This window comes from Anaerocolumna chitinilytica (assembly GCF_014218355.1).
Classification (GTDB): Bacteria; Bacillota; Clostridia; order Lachnospirales; family Lachnospiraceae; genus Anaerocolumna; species Anaerocolumna chitinilytica.
This window is the reverse complement of the sequence record NZ_AP023368.1, coordinates 749,686-774,217: the sequence shown is the minus strand read 5'-3', so window position 1 is coordinate 774,217 and position 24,532 is coordinate 749,686. Positions and strand designations below refer to the sequence as shown.

Annotated in this window: 16 protein-coding genes; 1 reads left to right on the top strand and 15 read right to left on the bottom strand. The window is 39.8% G+C overall.

Annotated features, from left to right (window positions below):
• Positions 1-24: 24 nt before the first annotated feature.
• The 15 genes from bsdcttw_RS03400 to bsdcttw_RS03330 form a co-directional block, all read right to left on the bottom strand.
• Positions 25-1,398: a nitrogenase component 1 gene (locus tag bsdcttw_RS03400; RefSeq protein WP_185258016.1), complete on the bottom strand. Its 1,374-nt coding sequence runs from the start codon at positions 1,396-1,398 to the stop codon at positions 25-27.
• Positions 1,391-2,992 carry a nitrogenase component I subunit alpha gene (locus bsdcttw_RS03395; protein WP_185258015.1) on the bottom strand — a complete coding sequence of 534 codons (1,602 nt, stop codon included), beginning with the start codon at positions 2,990-2,992 and terminating at the stop codon, positions 1,391-1,393. Before bsdcttw_RS03395 ends, bsdcttw_RS03400 begins: the two co-directional genes overlap by 8 nt.
• Before the next feature lie 13 nt (positions 2,993-3,005).
• Positions 3,006-3,389, bottom strand: a complete 384-nt coding sequence (locus tag bsdcttw_RS03390; protein WP_185258014.1) for a P-II family nitrogen regulator — start codon at positions 3,387-3,389, stop codon at positions 3,006-3,008.
• Positions 3,390-3,407: 18 nt separating this feature from the next.
• The gene (locus bsdcttw_RS03385; protein WP_185258013.1) at positions 3,408-3,731 is read right to left on the bottom strand and encodes a P-II family nitrogen regulator; all 324 of its coding nucleotides are present in this window, start codon (positions 3,729-3,731) and stop codon (positions 3,408-3,410) included.
• A 14-nt stretch (positions 3,732-3,745) separates the two neighbouring features.
• On the bottom strand, positions 3,746-4,564 hold the full coding sequence (gene nifH, locus bsdcttw_RS03380; protein WP_185259680.1) for a nitrogenase iron protein: 819 nt from the start codon (positions 4,562-4,564) through the stop codon (positions 3,746-3,748).
• Between the two features lie 522 nt (positions 4,565-5,086).
• Positions 5,087-6,103 (bottom strand): glycosyltransferase family 2 protein, encoded by a 1,017-nt coding sequence (locus tag bsdcttw_RS03375; protein ID WP_185258012.1) that lies wholly within the window; start codon positions 6,101-6,103, stop codon positions 5,087-5,089.
• Position 6,104: 1 nt separating this feature from the next.
• Positions 6,105-6,734 carry a hypothetical protein gene (locus bsdcttw_RS03370; protein ID WP_185258011.1) on the bottom strand — a complete coding sequence of 210 codons (630 nt, stop codon included), beginning with the start codon at positions 6,732-6,734 and terminating at the stop codon, positions 6,105-6,107.
• A gap of 219 nt (positions 6,735-6,953) precedes the next feature.
• Positions 6,954-9,428, bottom strand: a complete 2,475-nt coding sequence (locus bsdcttw_RS03365; protein WP_185258010.1) for a glycoside hydrolase family 3 C-terminal domain-containing protein — start codon at positions 9,426-9,428, stop codon at positions 6,954-6,956.
• Between the two features lie 64 nt (positions 9,429-9,492).
• Positions 9,493-12,519 carry a beta-glucosidase gene (locus bsdcttw_RS03360; RefSeq protein ID WP_185258009.1) on the bottom strand — a complete coding sequence of 1,009 codons (3,027 nt, stop codon included), beginning with the start codon at positions 12,517-12,519 and terminating at the stop codon, positions 9,493-9,495.
• A 255-nt stretch (positions 12,520-12,774) separates the two neighbouring features.
• A complete protein-coding gene (locus bsdcttw_RS03355) occupies positions 12,775-15,330 on the bottom strand; it encodes a glycoside hydrolase family 3 N-terminal domain-containing protein (RefSeq protein WP_185258008.1) in 2,556 nt (851 codons plus the stop codon).
• A gap of 191 nt (positions 15,331-15,521) precedes the next feature.
• Positions 15,522-16,835 (bottom strand): sensor histidine kinase, encoded by a 1,314-nt coding sequence (locus bsdcttw_RS03350; RefSeq protein ID WP_185258007.1) that lies wholly within the window; start codon positions 16,833-16,835, stop codon positions 15,522-15,524.
• Positions 16,832-17,542, bottom strand: coding sequence for a LytR/AlgR family response regulator transcription factor (locus tag bsdcttw_RS03345; RefSeq protein WP_185258006.1), 711 nt, complete (start codon positions 17,540-17,542; stop codon positions 16,832-16,834). The genes bsdcttw_RS03350 and bsdcttw_RS03345 overlap by 4 nt, the downstream gene beginning before the upstream one ends.
• A gap of 402 nt (positions 17,543-17,944) precedes the next feature.
• Complete coding sequence (locus bsdcttw_RS03340) at positions 17,945-18,661, bottom strand: LytR/AlgR family response regulator transcription factor (protein WP_185258005.1); 717 nt, start codon at positions 18,659-18,661, stop codon at positions 17,945-17,947.
• Positions 18,658-20,007 carry a GHKL domain-containing protein gene (locus bsdcttw_RS03335; protein ID WP_185258004.1) on the bottom strand — a complete coding sequence of 450 codons (1,350 nt, stop codon included), beginning with the start codon at positions 20,005-20,007 and terminating at the stop codon, positions 18,658-18,660. The genes bsdcttw_RS03340 and bsdcttw_RS03335 overlap by 4 nt, the downstream gene beginning before the upstream one ends.
• A 263-nt stretch (positions 20,008-20,270) precedes the next feature.
• Complete coding sequence (locus bsdcttw_RS03330) at positions 20,271-21,092, bottom strand: AraC family transcriptional regulator (protein ID WP_207726487.1); 822 nt, start codon at positions 21,090-21,092, stop codon at positions 20,271-20,273.
• 175 nt (positions 21,093-21,267) lie between these two features.
• Here bsdcttw_RS03330 and bsdcttw_RS03325 point away from each other — a divergent pair, with 175 nt between their 5' ends.
• Positions 21,268-24,276, top strand: coding sequence for a glycoside hydrolase family 2 TIM barrel-domain containing protein (locus tag bsdcttw_RS03325; protein WP_185258002.1), 3,009 nt, complete (start codon positions 21,268-21,270; stop codon positions 24,274-24,276).
• The last annotated feature ends 256 nt before the right edge of the window (positions 24,277-24,532 follow it).

Here is a 24,532-nt window from a genome sequence, read left to right as displayed (position 1 = left end):
TACCAGACTCAATGATAGCAAGTTTTACATTACTACATCAAAATCCTCATCTTTTGCCTCTGCATCCACTTTATCCATCAATGCATTTACGATTTTCTCTACATAACGTATAGCCCCTGCATATCCAACCGACGCCTGGATCGTATTACCATAGCGGTCAAGTACTGGAAATCCCATTCTGACAATCGGTATATCCTCTGCTTTTGCAATCTGTTTTCCATAAGAACTGCCAATTAAAACATCAACAGGTTCGTTCTTTATCAGCTGATGAAGATAGAACAAATCTGTGTCTGCTTTGATAATACATTTGCCCGGGTCCATGCCGTAATCCTGAAAGAGCTGCTTTACCTGTCTTGTGAATTCTTCCTTTGGCGTCCCTGTTATCACATATTTTGGAACCATCCCCATTTCGAGGCAAAGAGCAGTAAAACTATAGACAATATCAGGGTCTCCATAGATGGCGGCTGTTTTATTAAAAGTATAAGCATGGGAATCCAGCATCAGATCCACCAGCCTTCCCCTTTCGTCCTCCAGTTCCTGAGGCACCTCCTGACGGGAGATTTCCCGGAGTGCCATTAGATATTTATCCGTAAGCTTTACACCGATAGGCATTGGAATCAGGGTAAAGGGAACCTTGAATTGTTTGTCAAGAAATTCAGCGGGTTCAAGGCTTGTAAACATACCCATGGCAATAAGTTTTTTGGCTGCCCCAAGTGCTTTGATATCTGCCGAAGGGGTACCCACTCCTTTGGGAAAATACTTGTATTTACCCGTCATGGGTGTTTCCAGAATTCCCTCATGATCCGGAAAGTAGATATAATCCACTCCCATCACCTTTGCAATCCGCTTAAGCTCCCTGTCATCCCCGGGATTGACCCAACCGGGAAAGATAGCGGCACGGTCACTTTTCACTGTGGCCTTTTGTGTCATATACTTCATAAAACCTATCATCATATTGGAAAAGCCTTGAATATGAGAGCCTTCATAGGAGGGTGTGCTTGCATAAAGAACTGTCTTATCCTCCGGGACCTCCAGATCCATAATATAATTTCCCACATCATCACCGATGGTCTCTGAAAGACAGGTAGTATGAACTGCTATAATTTCAGGATCATAAATGTCAAATATATTCTTAACCGCTGTTGTTAGATTGCTTCTGCCTCCGAATACGGAAGCTCCTTCCGTAAAGGAACTGGAGGTAGCCATTGCAGGCTCTTTAAAATGCCTGGATAATACAGTCCTGTGATAAGAGCAGCATCCCTGGGAACCATGGCTGTGAGGCATGCAATTCTCTACCCCAAGAGCACAAAACATTGCTCCTACCGGTTCGCAAGTCTTACAGGGATTAATGGTGATATGTCTGTTCTCCATAATTTCTTTCGGTGTCAATTCAAGCATTCATTTCACCTCCGATTCTTCCTCCGAGTAATGCGGCTGTCTTCCAGGGAGGAGTGGTAAGCACCCAGGCTTTGGTATAAATACTCATTGTAACATCGCGGCCAAATATGACAGCACCGTTAAAGCCTGCATAAGGTCCGGAATAATCATAGGAATGAAGCTGTCTGGATACTACACCCTGCTTCTGGATAGAGTATTTATCCTTAATTCCGGAGAAGAAGATATCAGGCTTCATGGAATGTATCAGCTCATCCGTTTCAAACATATTGTAGTCATCCACTACCATATAGCCCTTTTTCATATCCGGGAACATTCCGTCATAGGTATCAATCTCGATTCCCTTTTCCTTCAGTTCTTCCAATTCTTTTTCACTATAACGCTCTTTATAGAAAGCTTCATCCGGGGAAACGGTAATCTCTTCGATGTTCTTGCTGTCGGCATCGGGCTTTATCTCTGCAATAATATCCCGCCCTTCATAGTCATCCCTATGGGCAAATTCATATCCGGCAATGATAGTTTCCACTCCCAAGTCTCTGAGCAGGCTCTGATAGTGATGGGAACGGGAACCTCCCGTAAAGATGCCAGCAGTCTTGCCTTTTAACATAGAGCGGTAATATTCCATATCATCGGAAACAGCCTCCAGCTCCTCTGCAATTACCTCTTCCGTTCTGGCAAGGAGTTCCGGATCTTTAAAATATTCTGCAATCATCCGAAGAGTCTTACAAGTCGAGCCAATACCGATGAAATTAACCTTCAGCCAGTCTATGCCGTATTTCGTTTTCATCATCTCTGCCACATAATTAATGGAGCGATGGCACATGACCAGATTCAAATCTGCAAGATGGGCATTCTTCATGGTTTCATAGCTTCCATCTCCGGTGAATACGGATACAATTTCATATCCGATTTTTTTCAGTATTCTCTCTTCTTCCCAGCCGTCACCGCCGATATTGTATTCCCCCAATATGTTCAGTGAATATTTACCCATGGGCTTTTTGTCACCGGTACCAATAATCTGCCTCATCAGCCCGTTATTGGCTATATGATGTCCTGAGGACTGTGAAACCCCCTTGTATCCCTCACAGGAGAAGCCGACTGCCTTGATCCCGTATTTTTTCTCCACTCTTCTTGCAACAGCCTGAACATCGTCTCCGATTAATCCGATAGGGCAGGTGGAACAGATAAAGATACACTTCGGATTAAAAAGTGTCATAATCTCATCAATTCCCTCTTCCAGCTTCTTCTCTCCTCCAAATACGATATCTGTCGGTCTCATATCCGTACAGAAGGAATAAGGAACAAAGTTCTGTCCGCCTTCTTCCGTCCTTGCCTTGTTTCTTCTGGTTCCCCAGCTGTAAAAGGCACAGCCTATAGGTCCGTGGGTAATGGTGACGGCATCCTTCATAGGTCCCACAACAACACCCTTACACCCTGCATAACAGCAGCCTCTTGCCGTTGCAATACCGGGAATTGCTCTGGTATTCGCTGTGATGGTATCTGCCTCGTCACTCATTTCAAGCTGGGAGATATGACTTTTTCTATTTTTAAAGACTCGGGAGGAGTACTTTTCCAGCAGCAAATCTCTTTCATTCATCTATACACACCTCCTAATATGCATCGGTAGTTGCGGCACCGTCTCTGACCCTGTAGGAATCCAGGACGGGAACAACAAAGATCTTTCCGTCTCCGGGATGCCCTGTCTGATTCGTCTTAATAAATACCTCCACCGCATCCTTTACCTTATCATCATCCACAACTACAATAAAAAGCCGTTTCGGAATCAACCTTACCGCTTCCGTAAGGGTCTCGCCCTGGGAATCCATCGGCAGCTCACCGGTAGCCATTACCAGCTTTAAAAGTTCAGGATCAATCATTTTCTTGCCTCTGCCCATACATTTACGGCAGCTGTAAGCCGGAAACCCGCTTTCTGCCAGCGCCTGCTTGGTTGCATTTACTTTATTGGGGCGAATAAAAGCCATAATTTCTTTCATCTTAGTACCGCCTTTCGTCTAAAGTCCCGGTTTCCCGGTACTAACCGTATATGCTTCCTCCACCGCTGATACGAAGATACGCCCGTCTCCGTAATTACCGTTACCGGTTCTTGCTGTCCGCAGAATAATCTTAACAATAGTATCCTTGTCTTCCTCTGTACAGACAATCAGCAGCATCTCTTTCGGAATCTCATCATAGCAGTATTCATCCACCATGATTCCCTTTTGCTTCCCTCTTCCAAAGACATCCATCTTCGTAACCGCGGCAAATCCTGCCTCTGCTAACTCTGCCATTACCTGCCCTGCCTTTTCCGGCCTTACAATTGCACGAACCATCAACATATGAATTCTCCTCCTTAATCCATTATTCCGTATTCCATCAGGATTTCTTCCAGGTCATCAATCGACATGGGCTTTGGAACAACAAACATATCATTTCCTTCGATTTTTCTTGCAAGCTCCCGGTACTCATCTGCCTGAGGTTCCTCGGGGCTGAAATCAATTACTGTTTTTTTATGGATTTCGGCTCTTTGCACCGCATTATCACGAGGGACAAAATGAATCATCTGTGTGCCAAGTTTTTTTGCCACCGCCTGAACCAGCTCCGCCTCTCTGTCAACCTTACGGGAATTACAGATCAGGCCGCCAAGACGAACCGTTCCGGTTTTGCCGTATTTGGCGATACCTTTTGAGATATTGTTGGCTGCGTAAAGTGCCATCATTTCCCCAGAACATACAATATAGATTTCCTGGGCCTTACCTTCACGGATGGGCATTGCAAAGCCGCCGCATACAACATCCCCCAGTACATCGTAGAATACGTAATCCAGGTCCTCCGTATAGGCACCAAGCTGTTCCAGAAGGTTAATGGATGTAATGATACCACGGCCTGCACAGCCGACACCGGGTTCCGGACCGCCGGACTCAACACCCTTAATTCCCTTGAATCCCATCTTCATAACGGCATCCAGTTCGATATCATCCCCCTCGTCCCTCAGGGTATCAAGGACCGTCTTCTGTGCAAGACCTCCCAGCACCAGTCTCGTGGAGTCTGCTTTCGGGTCACAGCCCACTATCATAATTTTCTTTCCAAGGTCAGCCAGACCTGCCGTCAGATTCTGTGTTGTAGTTGATTTTCCGATTCCGCCTTTTCCGTAAATAGCAACCTGCCTCATATTAATCCCTCCGTTTCTTTGAACGAAAAATGGCTTTTTAATCCGCTTAATAGCGCCGATTAAAAAGCCACCTCTTTGTGAATATGCCACTTGAACTTCTGCAACATCATTGTAAAATGTTAGGATTATATTAATAGAAAAAACCTTTTGATACAATACGTAGAATTGTATAATTAATCTTTGTTTTTTATTCATCTTTTGTGATAATTATTGTATGTGGGTAATTTATTACTGAAATATAGTTATGATTATTCGTATATCCGTGTTATTTTGCATCAATATAATAAAACAAGAGGAATGTATGGCAGCAAATACACCGTAGTCCATAGAACATGATGAAGATGTGCCTTAAATGTGTCTTCCCCCTCTTTACGTGAAGTTCTATGAAAATCAATACACAATTGTCTGTATGCATCCAAGTAAAGTTACCATAAGTATTTTAATCATAAAAATAGTTCATTTATGAAGCAAACCGCTCCCAAGTTAACCATAACTTTGAAGCGGTTTATAATGTAATAATATTTAGTTAAATCCAACTAGCTTTTGTGATATCTTATATGCTGCCACCGATAACTTCCGTCCGGTTCTTCCCGGCAGATTCATTGTCATTCCCAGTATTCCTTTACGCAGTCTGTAATATAGTCTTTTATCTCTGTCCTTGATATATTGCCACAATTCCTGTTTCTTCTGAAGGTTATCCTCTGTTCCTGAGCGTATTAACAAAATGGAGGATATTGTTGTGATGATTTCCAGGTAATTAAACATATAGTTGCGTCTATTCAGATTCGTTACTTTTTCCAGATTCACCAGTTCCAGCATTAGTTTATTCACTTTTATCTGCTGGTCAATCCGGCTGATCATCACCTTCTCGTTGACGGACTGATCCGCACGGCCTATGTAATACCGGTAAAAATTCACATCCAGATAATACATTGTATTAACATAGGGAAGCGGGATATAGACAAATAAATTGTCAACATAAAAGGTATGCTCCGGTAATTCCATTCTGCACTCATGAAGCAGTTCCGTCCTGTAAATGACGGAGTGCATCAGGATATACTGACCTTTATGAAAATGTCCAATATCATTCCATGTTAAAATATGTCCCTCGGGAAATACATTTTCATAATGCATCACCGACATCCGGTGTGACCCTTCTTTTTCATAGACAAAATTACTTATCAGCATATCAATCGGAGTATTCTCCACTTTCAGCATTCCCAGTGTATCTAAGATTCTTAAGTATGCACTCCGATCGACCCAGTCATCACTGTCCACAACTTTAAAATATATCCCCGTGGCATTACGTAATCCTGTGTTAACTGCTTCCCCATGCCCTCCGTTCTTCTGATGGATTGCTTTTACTATCGTGGGATATGCTGTTGCATACTCCTCTGCAATCTCAGCTGTTTTATCCATTGAACCATCATTAATAATTAGTATCTCGACCTTTTCCCCTCCGGGCAACAGAGACTCTATGCAATGCCGCATATATTCCTGCGAATTAAAACATGGAATTGCAATAGATAATAGTTTCATATCAACTTTCCTTTACTTTTCCTGTTGATTCATTTTTGAATATCAGTTTAAAAATGGGGAAGAACACCCAGAATGAAATTGCACAGTTAATCAACATAGTAATTACATCTGCCAGAGTCTCACCTGCCGAACCCATACCCCATGTATTCATGAACAGATGATAGATAGGCGCCTTATAGAGTCCCTGAAGTGCAGCTGCACCAATTGATATCAAAATATAGGCAGCTACATACCAGAAAGCCGCTTTCCATATATTACTGTTGGACTTAAATGTTATATTTCTCTGTGCAAAGAAATTAATAATCTGTGCAATTCCAAGTGTAATCTGCACTGCCAGGAAATAGGCAAGTCCTCCGCCCCCGCCGGATACAATGGAGCCCGCTGCATAATTGAATACATAATAACTGCTTCCGTCCAAGTTGTGTCCAAACTGGAGAATCTGAAAATTCGTATTCACCAGAGACGTATGATCAAACGCCTCCTTCAGTAAAGGCATCAACAGCATCTGTAGAACTGTTATCCCATTACTCAGAATAAAGAATACCAGAAACTGCGATATATTCGGATGTGTATCCTTAAACCGCATCCAGAAGCTGCCGATTTTACCGAACCTCTGATTAGCTTTACTCATTATTTCACTCCTTCATCCCATAATCTTATACTTGTTTCTTTGCATACTTTATCATTTTAATCTCTTTCCTGAATATCCAATCTCTGATTGGATATTGTTAATCGGTAGTTGAAAAAACTGCCTTTTGTTTTTTCAATCTAATCCCTTTCGTGAGTATCAAATCTTCGATTTGATACTCCTGAATCCGTAGTTGAAAAAACTGCCTTTTGTTTTTTCAATCTAATCCTTTTCGTGAGTATCAAATCTTCGATTTGATACTCCTGAATCCGTAGTTGAAAAAACTGCCTTTTGTTTTTTCAACCTATTTTTTTCCCTTAGCAAATGGCGTACTCCCTTAAAGAATTGACCATTTACAATAAGCAGGATTCCATCCAGCATCGGCATATTCACTACACCACCCGTCATTCTTGCTATTCCCCGGAAGGGCATATGATAAATGGACATGGGGATGATGTTAGCAGTACTTCGTTTCCCTATTTTTCTAAGGAACCAGTATGCAAAATTAATTGCATGGAAAGCAAATCTGGCAACCCATCCTTTTGCATACTGACACTGGGAAATCGTATCATTATAATCCAGCGGCTTGCTTCTATCCCATTTGGAACCTGGAATATCATGGCCCAGAAGATTCGTGAATTCCAGGTCAGTTACCCTTGACACTTTCCCGGTATAATAAGAGGGAAGGCTGTTCCTATCATAGGGAAGCGGTGCCTTTGAACCCTTTAGATCGATGGAGCCTGTCAGTCTGATATCCGCACTTGATGCGCCAATCATAATGTCGTATTCTGCTTCTTCTATTTCCCATTGATTTGTCTTTACATTAAAATACCGGAATGTCTTATCATCAAAAGGGATTGTAATTGTTTTTGTTTCATTTGGAGTCAGCGTTACTTTAGCAAAACCCTTCAGTTCCTTTTTCGGTCGGAATATCGCATCTGACTTGCATCCGACATAGAGCTGGGTTACCTCTGCTCCCGGCATGTTCCCGGTATTACGGACCTTAAATGTAACATTGTCAGCAGTAACCTGAATATCGGAGTATGCAAAGGTGGTATAGCTCAGGCCATATCCGAAGGGAAACAGTACACTAATATCCGCTGTATCATAATAACGATACCCGATAAAAATGCTCTCCCTGTATTCCACGCTGACTTCCTTACCGGGAAAATGATGGTAGGAGGGTGTGCCTTCATAATCAATTGAATATGTTTCCGCCAGTTTACCCGAAGGATTTACCCTGCCGGTTAAGACGGATACCATAGCTCCTGCTCCCGCCTGACCACCCAGATAACCATGCAGCACTGCTTTTGCCTTATTAATCCATGGCATCTCTATAGCCGAACCGCATGAGAGTATAACCACAATATTGGGACTTACATCATACAAGGCATTTAATAAATCAGTCTGGTTTTTCGGCAGCTTCATATTCTGTCTGTCAAGTCCTTCCGCTTCTGTAACTTCATCCAGTCCCAGATACAGGAGGATAACATCGGCTTTCTCAGCCAGGCTGCATGCCTTTAGTATTTGGGCTCTGTTGGTTTTTCCGTATCGGTCATAACCAGGCTCAAATCCGATATTTTCAATTCCTGAGGCCTCCAGGCAGTCAAGTGCATTTTCCAGGATTGTAGGATTTACAATCGAGGAACCTGCTCCCTGATACCTGGCTTTTCGCGCAAAATCACCAATCACTGCAACTTTATCGCACTGTTCCAGAGGAAGTATATTGTTCTCGTTTTTAAGGAGAACTATGGACTCCTCTGCTGCCTTCCGGGCTATCATGTGATGTTCCTCCTCATCCAGTACACTTTTATGAGGCCTCCGATATACTTCACCGGTAACAAAGATCAGATCAAGCAGACGATCCACGCATTCATCCAGCTCCTCTTCCTTTATCCTGCCGGCTTTCACAGCTTGAATAATTTCCTGGTTCGTCTCTCCTGCTGTGGTTGGCATTTCCAGTTCATTACCGGCACATAAACCTGCTACTCGGTCGTTACTGCCACCCCAGTCGGTGATGACACACCCGTCAAAGCCCCATTCATCCCGTAGAATATCCCTCATGAGATGAATATTCTCATTGGTATAATAACCGTTTAATTTATTATAGGAAGACATGACAGATCTGGTCTTTCCTTCCTTAACGGCAATCTCAAAGGCAGTCAGATAGATTTCTCTCAGAGTCCTCTCATCAACAATCGTATCGATCGACATACGCCTTTCTTCCTGATTATTTGCACAGAAATGCTTTACACATGCTGCTACTCCCTGGGACTGGATCCCTCTGATATAGGCAGCTCCAAGCTTTCCGGCCAGATATGGATCTTCGCTGAAATATTCAAAGTTTCTTCCACACAACGGGTTTCTCTTCATATTAACGCCAGGTCCCAGTAGTACATTGACTTTCTGTGCTACAGCCTCTTCTCCAAGAGTTTTTCCGATTAATTCTCCCAATTCTTCATTCCAGGAATTGGCAACTGTTGCAGCAGTCGGAAAACAGGTAGCAGGGATACTGGGATTGAGTCCAAGGTGATCCGCTGCTGCTGCCTGTTTTCTTAACCCAGTCGGTCCATCTGCAAGAAACATACTATCTATGCCAAGACGGTCAATGTTCTGAGTCTGCCAGAAATCTTTACCTGACATAAGGGATGCTTTTTCATCCAGTGTCATTTTACTAATAATATCTTTATATTTCATCTGATCTTCCTTTTAATTTTTATACACAGAAGGATATTATGAAAAACACATTCGTGCTGTATGATTATTCCTTATCAACTATAATCACCGTTTTGCTCTTTCTTCTTTTTAGAAGAAGAGCGATCATCAATGCTTCAATTGCTACAAAGATAATGCCGGCGCCTATATTAATATTTCTGAATAACTTATCCATCTTGTTTTCTGTAGGAATTGGGCTGCCTTCCGAATAATATCCGCTGTTTACAATCGTGTAAAGAATGTTCTTACAAGCCCGCCTCATTGCAATTACAACAGTTGCACTCTCGGAATTCAGTTTATTGGAATCAAAACTGCCATAACCAAGCATTAAATCCCCACCATTGCGTATTGCATTATCTGTAATCATGTATCCATAGGAGCCATCATAGTCAGTCTCAACCATACCCTGGAATCCCCACTCATCACGAAGTACTGAGTTTAAGAGATTACTGTTTGCGTAACAAGGCTTATCACCAATCCATACATAGGAGGACATTACTGCCAGGTTTTTTCCCTGGTATTCCTTTACCACCTTCTCAAAAGGTTTCAGATAAATCTCACGGATGGCCTGCTCAGATGCATACTCCAGAAGAATTGCACATCTGTTTGTCTCTTGATCGTTCAGTGCGAAATGCTTGATATAGGGGTATACACCAAACTGTGCAGCTCCCTGTGTTTCACCTGCAGCTATATATGCGGAAAGCAAAGGATCCTCGGAATAATATTCGAAGTTTCTTCCTGCAAATGCAGAACGATGAATATTCATAGCCGGTCCATACCAGCCATAATTTTTGGCTGCTGCGAACTCTGAACCCATGGAGGTACCAATTTCAACTGCAATATCCTTACTCCAGGTCTGGGCCATCAGAACTTCTGAAGGATAAGTAGTTCCATTAGCACCTGTAATATAATTAGATAGGCCGGCAGGGCCATCACAGTCACTGGTTGCTATCTTACCGATGGAATCTACCGCTGCTGTCTGCCATCCACCTACATTGATCAGATCATTCATCTCCTTTATTGACATTTCATCCAGAAGTTTATCCCAATTCTTATCCTCATAGGAGGCCCCTGCCATGTCAGAAAGCTTAAGTCCATTATCTGCATTCGTAACCGGCATTTTATCCGAGTCCTTGTCATATGCAGAACTATCGTAATCACTTACAGTAATCGCCTTGACTGCAGCCTTTGTATCATCCTTCATTTCATATGCGGAATCCTTAGGTGCTGCAATTGCTTCATTATAGTTTGCAAATCCATCTGCACGGGAAAGCTGTGTGAAATCACCTCTGGAGTAATCCTGGAAATGATTTGTTGCAGGCACCTTATCCGTAGACTTTGAAGTCTCGTTGTAGGAAATATCATTTTTTACAGTGAATTTCTTCTCATCAATACTTGTATGAGAATCACTTCGGATGGAGATTGCATATTCACCGGCTTCCAGAATATACCCACCACCTTTCACCTTGATTCCATCAGAATCGTAGGATGCAAGATCTTCATTATTGATGGTAAATTCAACTTCTTCTGATGCTCCCGGCTCCAACATTTTTGTTTTACCAAAATCAATCAGGTTAACAGAAGCCTTTTCAATGCCGCCATTTGTATATGGCGGAGTGAAGTAAACTTCCACAGCATCCTTACCAGCTACTTTACCTGTATTCGTTACTTTCACCTTAAAAGATACGGAGTCCTTGCTGGCTTTAAAATCTTCTATAGATTGATCAAAAGTTGTATAGGAGAGTCCGTAGCCGAAAGGATACTGTACTGCGTCCTCATAATTAATCAAACCTTCCTCTGCGGCTGTCTCATAGAAACGATAACCCACGTAGATGCCTTCTACGTAATGAAGGAATGCCATCGTTCCCTGATATGCTCCGTCATCTTTAGCCAGTGACTTCGTCATCATATTGACATTTTTATAGTTGAAGTTGCCGATATTGTTAATATAAGGTGTCTTCAAAAGATCCTTTGCAAATGTATCCGCTGTTCTTCCGGAAGGATTCACAGTACCTTTTAGTATCTCACCAAGAGCTTTAAAGCCATTAGCCCCGGGAGCCGGCGCAAGGAGGACGGCACTGATCTGTTTATATTTATCAACCCAGTTAAGTTCCATTGTGTTAGTACTATTAATTACAACAATTACCTTTTTAAAGTTGGAGCAGACGAGATCTACAAGCTTTTCCTCTGTATTGGAAAGCTGCAAATAATGATCGCCTTTATCAAAATCATCGTAATCACCATTGTTGGTATAAGAGGCATTTAAGTAATTGTAATTATCAGGTGCACTGGAAACATCCTTTGCAACATTGTAGGTACCGTGAATTACAGAGTACATATCGGTCGGAAGATCATAGTTTTCTCCACCGGGACGTCCGATAACGATAACTGCTGTATCTGAAAAGTTCTTAGCATTATTAATAATGTCATCTGTATAATAATCCATAGTAGGTTCCGGTAGTGTCAGATCCTGCTTTTGCATGTCAAGTACAGGACGATCCTTACGATAGTTTTTATACATCTGTGTAAGATCATTATTCGTTTCGTAGCCGGCATCCTTTAAGGAGGTCAGAATATCCGTAGCGGCGGCTGCGTTAGAAGAGCTTGAACCTGTTCCACCAAGCAGCGGATTAACGGAATCCCAGCCAAAGACATTCAATTTGGCTTTATCTGACCCAAGAGGCAGCGTACCATCATTTTTTAAAAGTACCATACCCTCTTCTGCAATTTTCTTAACCGTATCCAAACTCTGTGATACTGTATCATCCGCCAGCACGACCTTGGAAGCATTCAGAAAACCTGAAACGTTATTGTATAAAGGACCATAGCAGATGGCGTTGACAGAAACGACAATAACAAGTAAAAAAGCAAGAACAGCCTGAATGCGTACAAAGGCTTTCCAACCTTTTTTGATAAAGTGAGCTGTAATAAGAACAGCAATCATCACAACAAGGGCGATTACAATCAAGTAAATGTATCCTTTGACTGCGGTCAAGTAACTGTGAAGATCTGCTGAACTGACACCCATCGGTTTAAGAAAAGGTGCTAATATTTTTTCCAGTAGAGATATCATTCTTTTTTCCTCCGTCCCTTTACTAATTCAAATACTATAAAATTGATTCTTACTCTAATTAAAGATTATCAGAAATAAACCGTCGAATTTATCCATCGCACCAACTGTGCTATTTTGTACCCCAACTGTTTACTACCCTTTCATAAATCCAATTTAAGCTGCTATACATATGCTAACGGCTTCTTAAGAAAAACTACGCCACAGTATATGGCACCATGGCGTAGTAAATATTTAAAAATGTACTATTCGCCTTTCTTACTTCGCATAAGAGAAGGAAATTGTTTCAGGTGTTGTCAGAGGTGCTGCGTTATACTTCGTCGTACGATCATCAGAAATAACTCCGGACCAGTTCATACCAAATGTAAAATCATATTTGTTTCCTTCGGAATCTACATAGCATTCAGTATCACGCGGTACATCTTCTTTCTGTGCTTCTACAGCCTTCATGCTTGCAGGCTGCTGCATCGTAAGGAGACCTGTAGGTTCAACCTGGCCTGTCAGTACCTTTGTTACTGCCTCTTCTTGCTGAGCCAATTCTGTCATACTTCCTGAGTAATATATAACAATTGCATCTGCAAGAGGCTCAACCTCGGACCATACCATATCAGCACTACTGCTAATCTTCATAGCAACTACTACTTTGCAATTTTTAGGAACTGTTTTGGATACATACTGAAGAGTTTCCAAATCAGCATAATTTGTAGCCTTCGCTGCCGTATTACCCTTATAAGAACGATTCTCCTCTACCGTTTCCGTCTTGGCTCCATAATATCCATCTTTTACTTCCTTTGTAATTTTTCCATTTGCAAGTGCAGTTTCTTTTGCTGTATCAGCAGTATAAGCTGCATATTGAAGTGAATTCGGAAGGTAATTTCCATCTTTATCGGTTGTACTATTTGTATACGGATTGTTCATCTTAACAATTGCATAATCACATTTTGCTAATTGTTTCGCACTTGCTCTAATAACATCCTTCTCGGTATAAGCGCCTTTCTTGCCGCTAGGATCGCCCAAGGTGTCCGTTACTATGTTGTAATACTTGCTATATTCATCAACATTAACCGCAGGTTCCCATTTATAATCATGTTTTCCGTCTAACTGAGAGAAGAAATCAGCTTTATCCTTAAAGACAAGAGGGATATATGCCGTGGGTTTTTTCTGTGAAGCATCTGATTTATGAATGGCATTATCTTTATTCTTAATCATTACAATACCTTTTTCCTGAGTTTCCGCACCATATGCTTTTGTTTTATCAGTCCATGCTGCATTTACGGCTTCATCAGTTGTAAGATATGAATTCTCGAAAAGCCCTGTTTCCATCTGTGTTACAAAGAATGATGCTGCTGCGTCGCGAAGTCTTGCAATAGCCTTATCTTCTCCCCAGTCTTCTACGAGAAGATCATATCCTTCTTGTGCTGCTTTCAAGTCAGAAGTACCGCCAACCTGGTCTACACCATTTTCGTAAAGTTTACAGAAACGCTCGCCAACTTTCAGATCTTCTACACCATAATCACGAGCATCATCATCTGTAACCTGCCAATCTGTCAGAATAAATCCATCATAACCGTTGTCTTTCAGAAGTTTCACCTTATATTCTGAATATGCACCACCAACTTCATCACCAAGAGATCCATCCTCTGAATAGGAAACTGCATAATTTGGCATTAAACCGCCTGCTGCGCCTGTTTTTCCTTCCAGCTTAAAAGCTCCATCAAAGAATGGAATCAGGTGTGCTGCAAAGTTGTTTCCAGGGAATACTGTGTATTCACCCGTTTTAAAGTGATCGTTTCTTCCACCTTCGGAAGCACCGGCACCGGCATAGTGTTTAACGATAGCCACTACGCTGTCTTTTCCCCATCCCAGATCATTACCATTTTCGTCATATGTAGATTGAAGTCCGTCAATATATGCCTTAGCCATATCTCTGTTTAAGGCAGGATCTTCACTATATGTACCACTGGCACGGCACCACTGAGGATTGCTTGCAATGTCGACCTGCGGTCCAAGAAGCATGGTAATGCCAACCGCTCTATATTCTTTTGCTGCTTCTTTTGCATCATTCTTAGCAAGGTCAGTATCCATGGAAGCTCCCAATCCATTCTGATCAAGCAGACCCGATATATTACTGGGATCTACACTTACTGTTGCAGGTATTCCCCATTTACCTGTACTCTCACAGGTCTTCTGCAGCATATTGGACCACTTTACAGCCAACTTTGTATTACCCTCTGTAGCTGCAGAACGTGTAACACCGGCACGTGCGCCACCATCAATATATGCCTTATCATCATCTCCAAGCTTTTCGTCAAAGGATGTCCATCCACCATGTGTAAACAGAGGTGTCATCTCCTCAGCAGTCATCTGTGCCGCCAGATCCTTTGCACGCTTCTCGTTATCAAGCCTCCAGTCTTCATAACCATCCAGCTTACCATCTCTGTCAAGATCCTTGAACGCATATCCATCAACCTGTATCAGAGAAATACCGGAATCCTTCGTATAACCAAGTGTAGCGCCGCCATCATTCGTAACCTTCATCCAACTATCAGCGGTCTCTTCTTCTGACCACTTTTTATTACCAGAGCCAAGTTCCTCAGGTGTGATAGGTGATACAATATCCGAAACTGTAGCTTCTGGTGTTCCTGTTGCTGACGTTTCTGCTGTTGGCGTTACTCCTCCTGCTGCCTTTTCTGCAGTGTTGGGTGCTACAGCATTCTTTGATGAAGAACTGCTGCAGCCAGTCATCATTCCTGCTGTCATCATCACTGCGATTGCTAATGAAATAGCCTGATTCATAAACTTTCTTTTAAACATTTTTTCCTTCCTCCATTTAAATTATAGAATAGTTGTTATCAGAAAGACGTTTATATCGTAGCATAGAAATTTATTATATAAATCCATATGCCCCAACTGTTGTTTTTTCTGCCCCAACTGTTGTCTTTTCTGTACCAACTGTTGTCTTTTTCTGCACCCGCTGCAGGAATCATATAATATGCTTTATCCCTCTAATTCTGCTTGGGAAACAGCATTCTAACCTCAAACCAGTTACCCTTCAATTCAATTGTGTATGTCCCACTATATTTTTCCACTGATCGCTTAATACTTTTAAGACCAAATCCATGATTTGCCTTGTCAGGCTTAGTTGTTCCAGGGAACTTGTTATCCGAGATGTCAATTTTCGCCTCACAGTAATTTGAAATGCCTACATAGATAAACTGCTTCTGAGAAGAAACCGACACATGTATCATTCTTTTTTCTGGATCCTGCAGGAAAATAACGCTTTCTAATGCATTATCAAGTGCATTACCGAATATGGAGCAAATATCTGTAACATGCATGAAATTTAACAACTTGCCGTCAGCAACACAGGTTATACGAATGTCATTTCTTTTTGCCTGATGAATCTTTACTCCAAGAATTACATCCAGTGTTTCATTTCCTGTACGTGAAGCAAGTGCGTTAGAATCCAGTTCCCGTTCTATTGTATCCAACCATTCTTTTCTCTTTTCTGCATCTGTTTCTGCACGCAGGCCTGCTATCTGGTGCTTCAGATCATGATACTGGATATGAATCATTTCCATACTGTCCTGATAGTGCCTGTATTGTTCATACTGTCTCTGCAGCATGGTATGTATAGCCGCATTTTCTTTTTCAATAACGAACTCATTAATTCTGCTTTGATATGCATATAGAATAAAAATTCCTGCCGAATCAACTAATGTACGGATCAAATAAATATCCGGAAGATACCCACTGCTGAACCTTGAAGCTTTTAGTAAGAAACTTAAATTGCTGATAGCAAAAGTAAGCACCACCATTATTCCTGCTGTCATGATCTCTTTGGATGTAAGCTGTTGTAACGGTTGTCGTATTATCACTTTTCTTTCAGCATAATAAGCCAATACAAAGATAACGCCATAGAAAATTATCATAAAAATATATATAAATATATTGTCATGTCCCATCATTGCCGGTGCCGCATATGTTTGAACCAGCCATTCCAGTGATGCAGTAAATTCAGCTAATAAAAATGCCTTTTCCCAGCAATAAACGTTAATTACGACTCTCTCTTTTGAACTTAAAACGATATATACAAGCATTATTAAAGATGCACAAATCATATAGAAGATCCATAAAGCACCTTTTGCATTGCCTGTACTTATAAGAAAGACAATCGACGCGACCACAACTATGATTGAAATTAATGCATTGTAAATAATCCCTTTTCTCTTCTGCAGCATGCATAGATAAACCATACATGCTCCGCATTCTGCAATAGCAGTAAACAGTCTGGGGATATTAGGAAAATCTGTATTCATTTAATCACCCTACCCATATAATTGACCAATGCTTCCATAAAAGGCTTCTGTTTCGAACGGCTTATTACTAGCTGCTCCCGCCCAATAATGCAGCAGCCATTTTTTATGCCTTCTACATACTTTAGATTCACAAGATACCCTTTGTTACTTCGATAGAAAAAATATGGTGCCAACATTTTCTCAAGTTCAGTCATTGTTCCATGAGAGTTTATGCAATTTCCTTTATAGTGATAAATCAAGACATGGCGCTGACTTTCCACATAAGTTATATTCTCAATTCCCATTTTTTGCATTCCATCTTCTACCGGTACGGCCATATAATGAAGATTTCTATTATTTAACCTTCCTATTGCCTTATTGAGTTTTTGTGAGAATGAAAAATATTCTATGGGTTTAACCATATAGTCCAGTGCATCCACTTGATAGCCACGGATTGCAAAATGTGCCATATTAGTAGTGAACATAATAATCACTTCGCTGTCCAATTTACGGATTACTTCGGCAGCTGACATTCCATCCATGAATTTCATTTGTATGTCCATGAGAATAATTTCATAATTGCCATTATAGCCATTTACTATCTGATCGCCGTCACGAAAAGTTGCAATGCCAAATTCCTCTCCCGCCTCTTTTTCATATCTTTCTATATATCCTGTCAACTGATCAATATAGTTCTGCTCGTCTTCTACAATTGCAATGCGAATCATAATCCTTGCCTCCTTTATCCCTCGCAATTTCTCATATACATCGTTGTAATGGTTCCACTCCCTATCCATCTTAACCAGCTTTATTAAATAACATCGTCCGCATTTCTAAATCCGTTATTCCTCCAAAGTAAGTTCTAAGATATTGTCTATAATAAATGTATACAAAAAACCATTCAATACCGACTGGATATTCGTCAAAATGCAGAGTAATACATCTTATATATTTAGATGAATTACATAATAAAACAACAAACTGCCATTCGTCCAAGGACAAACAGCAGCTATATTTGTATATAAAAAAACTCACCTGTTTTACAGGTGAGTCAGTATATGAATCCATTAATAAACCTTGCAGCCTTGTTAATAAAAACAGCTTTGCTTATAGTAGTTTTTATGATACCCTTAGTTTCCAAGCATTGAAATAAATTTGCTTTTCACCTCTCCCATCTTACTACGACCAATTGGAAGAGTAATGCCATCCTGCAGTATCAGATGATTCGTTTGGATCCGCTGGATATATAGATAGTTGACCAGATATCCTTTGTGAATCCTTATAAAACCATGTGGCTCCGTAAGATATTCTAATTTTTCCATAGTCATTTTAATCTCCATAGGCTCCTGCTGTCCGGTCAGAAAAATCTTCTGATAGTTTCTGCTCCCTTCAATATAACGGATCTGATTACTTTTTAATGTTAAAATACTGTTACGGGTGGAAAACTTGATATATTCAACATTCTGGTCTTGCATACAGTTTTTGATGTATAACTGTACTACAGCGGCAATATCGTTGAGGAAATTGCTCTTTCTTACAAAGCCTAAGGGCTGGACTGCAAAAGATTCAAAAACACGGTTCTCACATTCCGAGACATAAATAATACAGGTGTTATTATTACCCTCTCTGATTCGCTTACCCACTTCAATTCCATCTAATCCAGGCATATCAATGTCCAGTAGTACGATCTGAAAGTGCGTATGTTCCATGGCTTTAAGTAGCTCTTCTCCATTCAGAAAACATTGTAATTCCGTGTGGATTCTCTGTGCACGAAAAGTGGATTCTGCCGCTCCGGCAATAATCGGCAGCGCTTTTTTATCATCATCACATAAGGCTATTTTTATCACAAATTTCCCTCCTCGTTCATCAGATCCAGCAGAACTTTCGCTATAAATTGTCCATCTTTCAAGCTATACTCTGCACAACCATTGTATTTTTCAGCAAGCCTGACCACAATTCTGGTGCCAAAGCCATGGAGCAGCTCATCCTTTTTCGTTGTCCTTAAACCGCTTCGCCAGTGATTCAGTTGTTTCCTGCTTGTGGTATTGCGGCACATGATGTATAGATAACTCTTTTGCGGGTAAATCTCTATTCGTATTCCGGTGTTTTCATTTCCCTCCAAACGCAAACGCCGACACTCTTCAATGGCATTATCCATCAGATTGGTAATAATCGCACACAAATCATCCTCACTGAATGGCAGCACCGGTGGCACCAACAGCTGATGCTCCACAGGTATCAGCTCTTTATTTGCTTTTACTAACTCTATATTCAGGATGGTGTTAATGATTTGATTACCACAGTCGATGTAACTTAGTTGAAACGGCAGGTTTTCTGCAACCTGCTGAAAATAATGCTGCAACTCCTCATACCGCGTTTCTTTTAATAGTATCTGCATATAAGCATATTGATTTTTCAAGTCATGGCGAATACAGCGCAGATCCTCCAGATTTGATTCCGTCATAATTGCCAGCTCCCGTTCACTTAAAAGTCGTTGCTTTTCTGCCTGAAGTGCAATTGTATCCGCCTTTTCTTTACACATTGCATACATAGCATAAATCGCCACGACGACTATAATGAAAATGCAGAAGTAGGAAGCAAGAAGACATATTTCAATTCGATAATCTATACCAAACCATATGGTTTCTACGGAGGATAAAACCAGGATACTAAAATCACTCAAAAGGATCAGTGCCAGACCGCTGTTGGGCATGTCCTCATACTCATCAAAATTGAATGCCCTTAGATAAAAGGCTACGGGTATTATAAAAAGGTAAATAATACAGCGAATAACTCCCTCTGCCAAACCTTTCGATAGGAATTCTCCTGTTAAAAAACTGATTTGCCCGGCAATGGCACTCAGACATATTATACTGGCGTACATAGAACACCACATTACGATTTTGGCCTTGCTATTAAACTTGGAACAAATACGTAAATAGATAGCTGATACGATTCCATGGACAACATTCCAAATAATAATGAAAGCATGTCTGGGCATAAAAAATCCCACATTACACCCCATCAGCACAGCCAACAGAATCAGAAACTCCAGACAAACTCTGAACCTGATCTCTTTTTTCCACACGCCGCCATTGCAAAGGAATACCCAGGACAGTGCTAGCACTACAAGCTGTATAACCCAAGCCGCATCAAAAAATTTGTTATAAAAATATTGTAACGACTCTTCCACAACTCCACTACCTTCCCGTAAAATACACCTGTAACAACTAAACTCTATCTTGTATAGCTTTAATGGATTTAAAAGCTACTATTTTCATTCCGTCATTTTAAATTTCTAGTGCAATTATAATATATTTTAGCTTTAATAGCTAGTTTATTAGTGAGTATGTATAAAATTCATATATTTATTTGAATGTTGCCTGGAAAAAGATTTTCTTTCAAATAAAACGATTCCAATCCTATAGAGCTTTCAATTGATAGATGTTCACTTATTTACCTTAATCTTAATCCTCTAAATTCAGATGGAGATATCATTTCATATTTTTTAAAAATTGAGCAAAAATAACTGCAGTCATTATATCCAACACGATGAGCGATATCATTGATAGATAAATCACTATCTGATAATAATATTTTAGCGTGCTGTATTCTTTTTACTGCTATATATTGAAAGGGGCGTACATTCAAATATCTTTTGAAAATTCTACATAAATATTGAGGCGTTGCATGTATCTGGTCTGAAAGCTCTTCCAATGTTATAGTCTCATTGTAATGAAGATCAATATAATCTTTCATTATGGTAATAGCTCTGTTTCCTTCTGAATTTTCATATTCCATTGTTTTATGTAGGAAAGTATAAAATTCCACCAACATTGTATACAAAATACCAGAAGAAATAACTCTTCCTTGATTATCACTGGCTTTTAGAGAGATCATAATTTTTTTATAATAAGACTCCATTTTATCAATGCTGCTAAGCTTAATAACTTTCGTGCAGTCTAGATTTAATTCTTTTAGTATCGGACCCAGATTATTTCCGTTAAAGGTAATCCATTCAACTTCCCATCTATCCGTGATTCCGTAATATTCATGAGGTATATTCGGGGCTAAATAGAACATAGTTCCTTTTTCTATCTTATATTCTATTTCGTTAACCTTTAAAATTCCCGTCCCGCTTATGCAAAGAAATATATGAGGTAATGGAAACCCTTCTTTTCTCATGACATGGGGTTGATTATCCTCGTAACCTATTCCTGAAACATAAACCGGTAAATCACAGTTGGGAGGCTTTATTGGATAAATCGAATAACTCATATTGCTTTCCTCCTGTTTCATATATTTATATCTAATAATATCATATGATTGACTATGGCTCAATTCCAAATTTATAATAGTCATGTCCGAAGTTAATATATTTATAAGAGACATTTGTAAACTTCGTGCATTAATGATTATTCTCATATTTTTAATAATTAAAGGAGGTCAAGAATTGAAACAACATATTTTATTTCATGAAAATCCCCAAAAATTACATATTAACACTGAGCCTAACCGAAATTATTTTATACCATTTTCACCAAATGCAGATCCCTTCAAAGCTAGAGAAGAATCGGATCGTTTTCAACTTTTAAATGGCACTTGGAATTTTCGGTACTATAATAGTTTTTTTGAGATAGAAGATGATTTTCTGGATACAAGCTTTTCAGATTCTATCCTAGTTCCATCAAACTGGCAGCTACATGGTTATGATAAACCAATGTATCTGAATATTAAGTATCCGATACCTTATAATCCCCCTTATGTTCCGGATGAAAATCCTGTTGGGCTTTATAACAGAAAATTTAATGTGGATTTGTCAGGTGGCTTTGAGCATTTTTTAAATTTTGAAGGAGTAGACAGTTGTTTTTATTTATATATTAATCACAAATTTGTAGGCTATAGTCAAGTTTCTCATATGACAAGTGAATTTAATGTAACGGATTATCTTGTTGATGGTGAAAATGTGATTACTGTTATGGTGCTAAAGTGGTGTGACGGTACTTATCTAGAATGTCAGGATAAATGGAGATTATCCGGGATTTTCAGGGATGTTTACCTTTTAGCAAGACCTACGATAAGAATCAGTAATTATAGGGTAGTTACTAACTATGATACTGAAAGTGATAAAGTAAACATCGAACTTTCAATAAAAGCTAACACCGCTGTTATTGCGAAACTATATGATGCAAAAGAAAACCTGTTATCGGAAACCTTGGTGAAGGCAGATAAAGCAAGCTTTCTATTAGAATCACCTCAGCTTTGGAATGCAGAGACTCCCTATTTATATAAGCTTATTCTGCTTACTGAGCAGGAGACTATCGGTGAGAAAATCGGAGTACGGCAAATTAAAGTAGAGAATGGATGTATCTTAATCAACGGAGTAGCTGTTAAATTCAAAGGAGTAAATCGACATGACAGTAATCCTGTAACCGGGGCATATGTTTCGAAAGAAAATATGTTGAAGGATTTGTACTTAATGAAGCAGCATAATATTAATGCCATCCGAAACTCCCATTATCCAAATGCTCCGGTATTTCTCCAGCTATGCGATGAGCTTGGCTTTTATTTAATTGATGAGGCTGATTTTGAGGCACATGGCAGTGTTGAAGCTTCTCATACCCCGGACAACAATGGTGATTATTCGGGTATTGCATTAATTGCAAACTTAAAAGAATTTGAGAAGGCAATCCTTGACCGGGCAGACTTAATGGTTTCAAGAGATATCAATCGTCCTTCTGTAATATTATGGTCTTTGGGTAATGAAGCCGGGTATAGTAAAGCATTGGAAAGAGTTGCAAGATATATTAAGTCAGTTGATTCTACCAGACTTGTTCATTATCAAAGTATGCATGAATTAGAAGGCGCTGAAAAAGCGATAAACAATGAAGAAACGTTGGATGTGGTCTCCATGATGTATCCCGGTACTGATTGGATTACAAAGAATTTTTTGACAAACCAAAACGAAAAAAGGCCATTAGTTCTTTGTGAATACTGTCATTCTATGGGCAACGGACCAGGGGATTTAGAAGATTATTGGAAATCCCTGTATACCAGTAACAGATTATCCGGAGCCTTTGTTTGGGAATGGTGCGATCATAGTGTGGTGATGAGTAAAGCAGAGAATGGTAAAACCATGTACGCATATGGCGGAGACCATAACGAGCCAATACATGATTCAAATTTTTGCATTGATGGACTGGTTTATCCAGACCGTACTCCTCACACTGGTTTAAAGGAGGTTAAAAATGTATATCGTCCCATACGAATTAATCCAATCGCGATTGACAAAGGTGTATATGAGTTTGTAAATACTTATGGTTTTATGGAACTGTCAGAAGCTCTTAATTGCCGATATGAGGTAACGGAATGCGGTAATTTAATACTATCTGAGGATATTGAGATCTATTTACCTGCTAATTCAAAAAAGATAATAACAATACCAGCATTAGCAGGGATATCCGGTAAAAGCTTATATGTCAGATTTATATTTACCCAAAAGTACGATAGTAAATGGGCTGAAGGCGGATTTGAAATAGGCTTCGAACAATTTACTATAAGCGAAACCATCAGGGAATTAATCCCCATTGAGTCTAAAAGCCAGATTGATTTTAGTGAAAGCAAGCATCTGATAGAAATAAAGGGTAAGGATTTTACTTATCATCTTGATAAGCATACGGGATTATTTCGTAAGTTGGAATTCAATCAGAAAGACCTGATTGAAAAGCCTATGGAGTTTAATGCATTTAGAGCACCCACGGACAACGATTGTGCTGTCAAAGGTGATTGGTATAAGTTCCATCTAAATGAATTGATTACAAAAGTATATTCTATAAATGCAACAAAAAATGAGGATTGCATCACAATAACCAGCCATATGGCTTTGGGTTGGTATGCTTACCATAATACCTTTGAATTAAAAAGTACTATCCAGGTATACAGCAGCGGCCAGATTCGGTTACAAAGTAATATAAAGGTAGTGGATAAGCGTCCATATCTCCCTCGTTTTGGACTTAGGCTATTTATGAACAATGAATTTTCTGATGTAGAATATTATGGATATGGTAGTTATGAAAGCTATAGTGATAAACACAGAGCTTCCTATAAGGGAATTTTTACACAAAAAATATGGGAAATGCATGAAGACTATATTAAACCTCAGGAAAATTCCTCCCATTTCGGCTGTGAATATGTAAAAATCGGAACGAAGGATCTGTGTATTAAAATTGAATCTGAAAAGGATTTTTCATTCAATGCATCCGAATATTCTCAAGAAGAACTGTCAAATAAAGCACATAACTATGAATTAGAGAAATCCGGATACTCTATTCTATGTGTTGATTATAAACAATCGGGCATCGGTTCTGCCAGCTGTGGGCCGTATTTATTAGAGGAGTATCAATTCAATGAAAAAGAGTTTGACTTAAGTTTTTTCATCACACCGGAAGTTAGCAAGTTTTAGGGTTATTTATTGAGTGTCGTACAATCACTTGATGCTTTTAATAAAAGGATAAGAGACTCCCATCAGACATAAGTTATAAGTTACAACATCACGGGCTCAGTATGCTGAAAACGAACAAAAATAGTTGTCTTCAGCATACTGAGCCCCTCTGCTGTCATTACGAGGAGGAATAAGAAAGCCGTTTTGTTTTCCATGCTCTTTTTCTATGATGATAATAAACCTGATTTCTTTTAAAAGCTACAAAAATGGTACAACT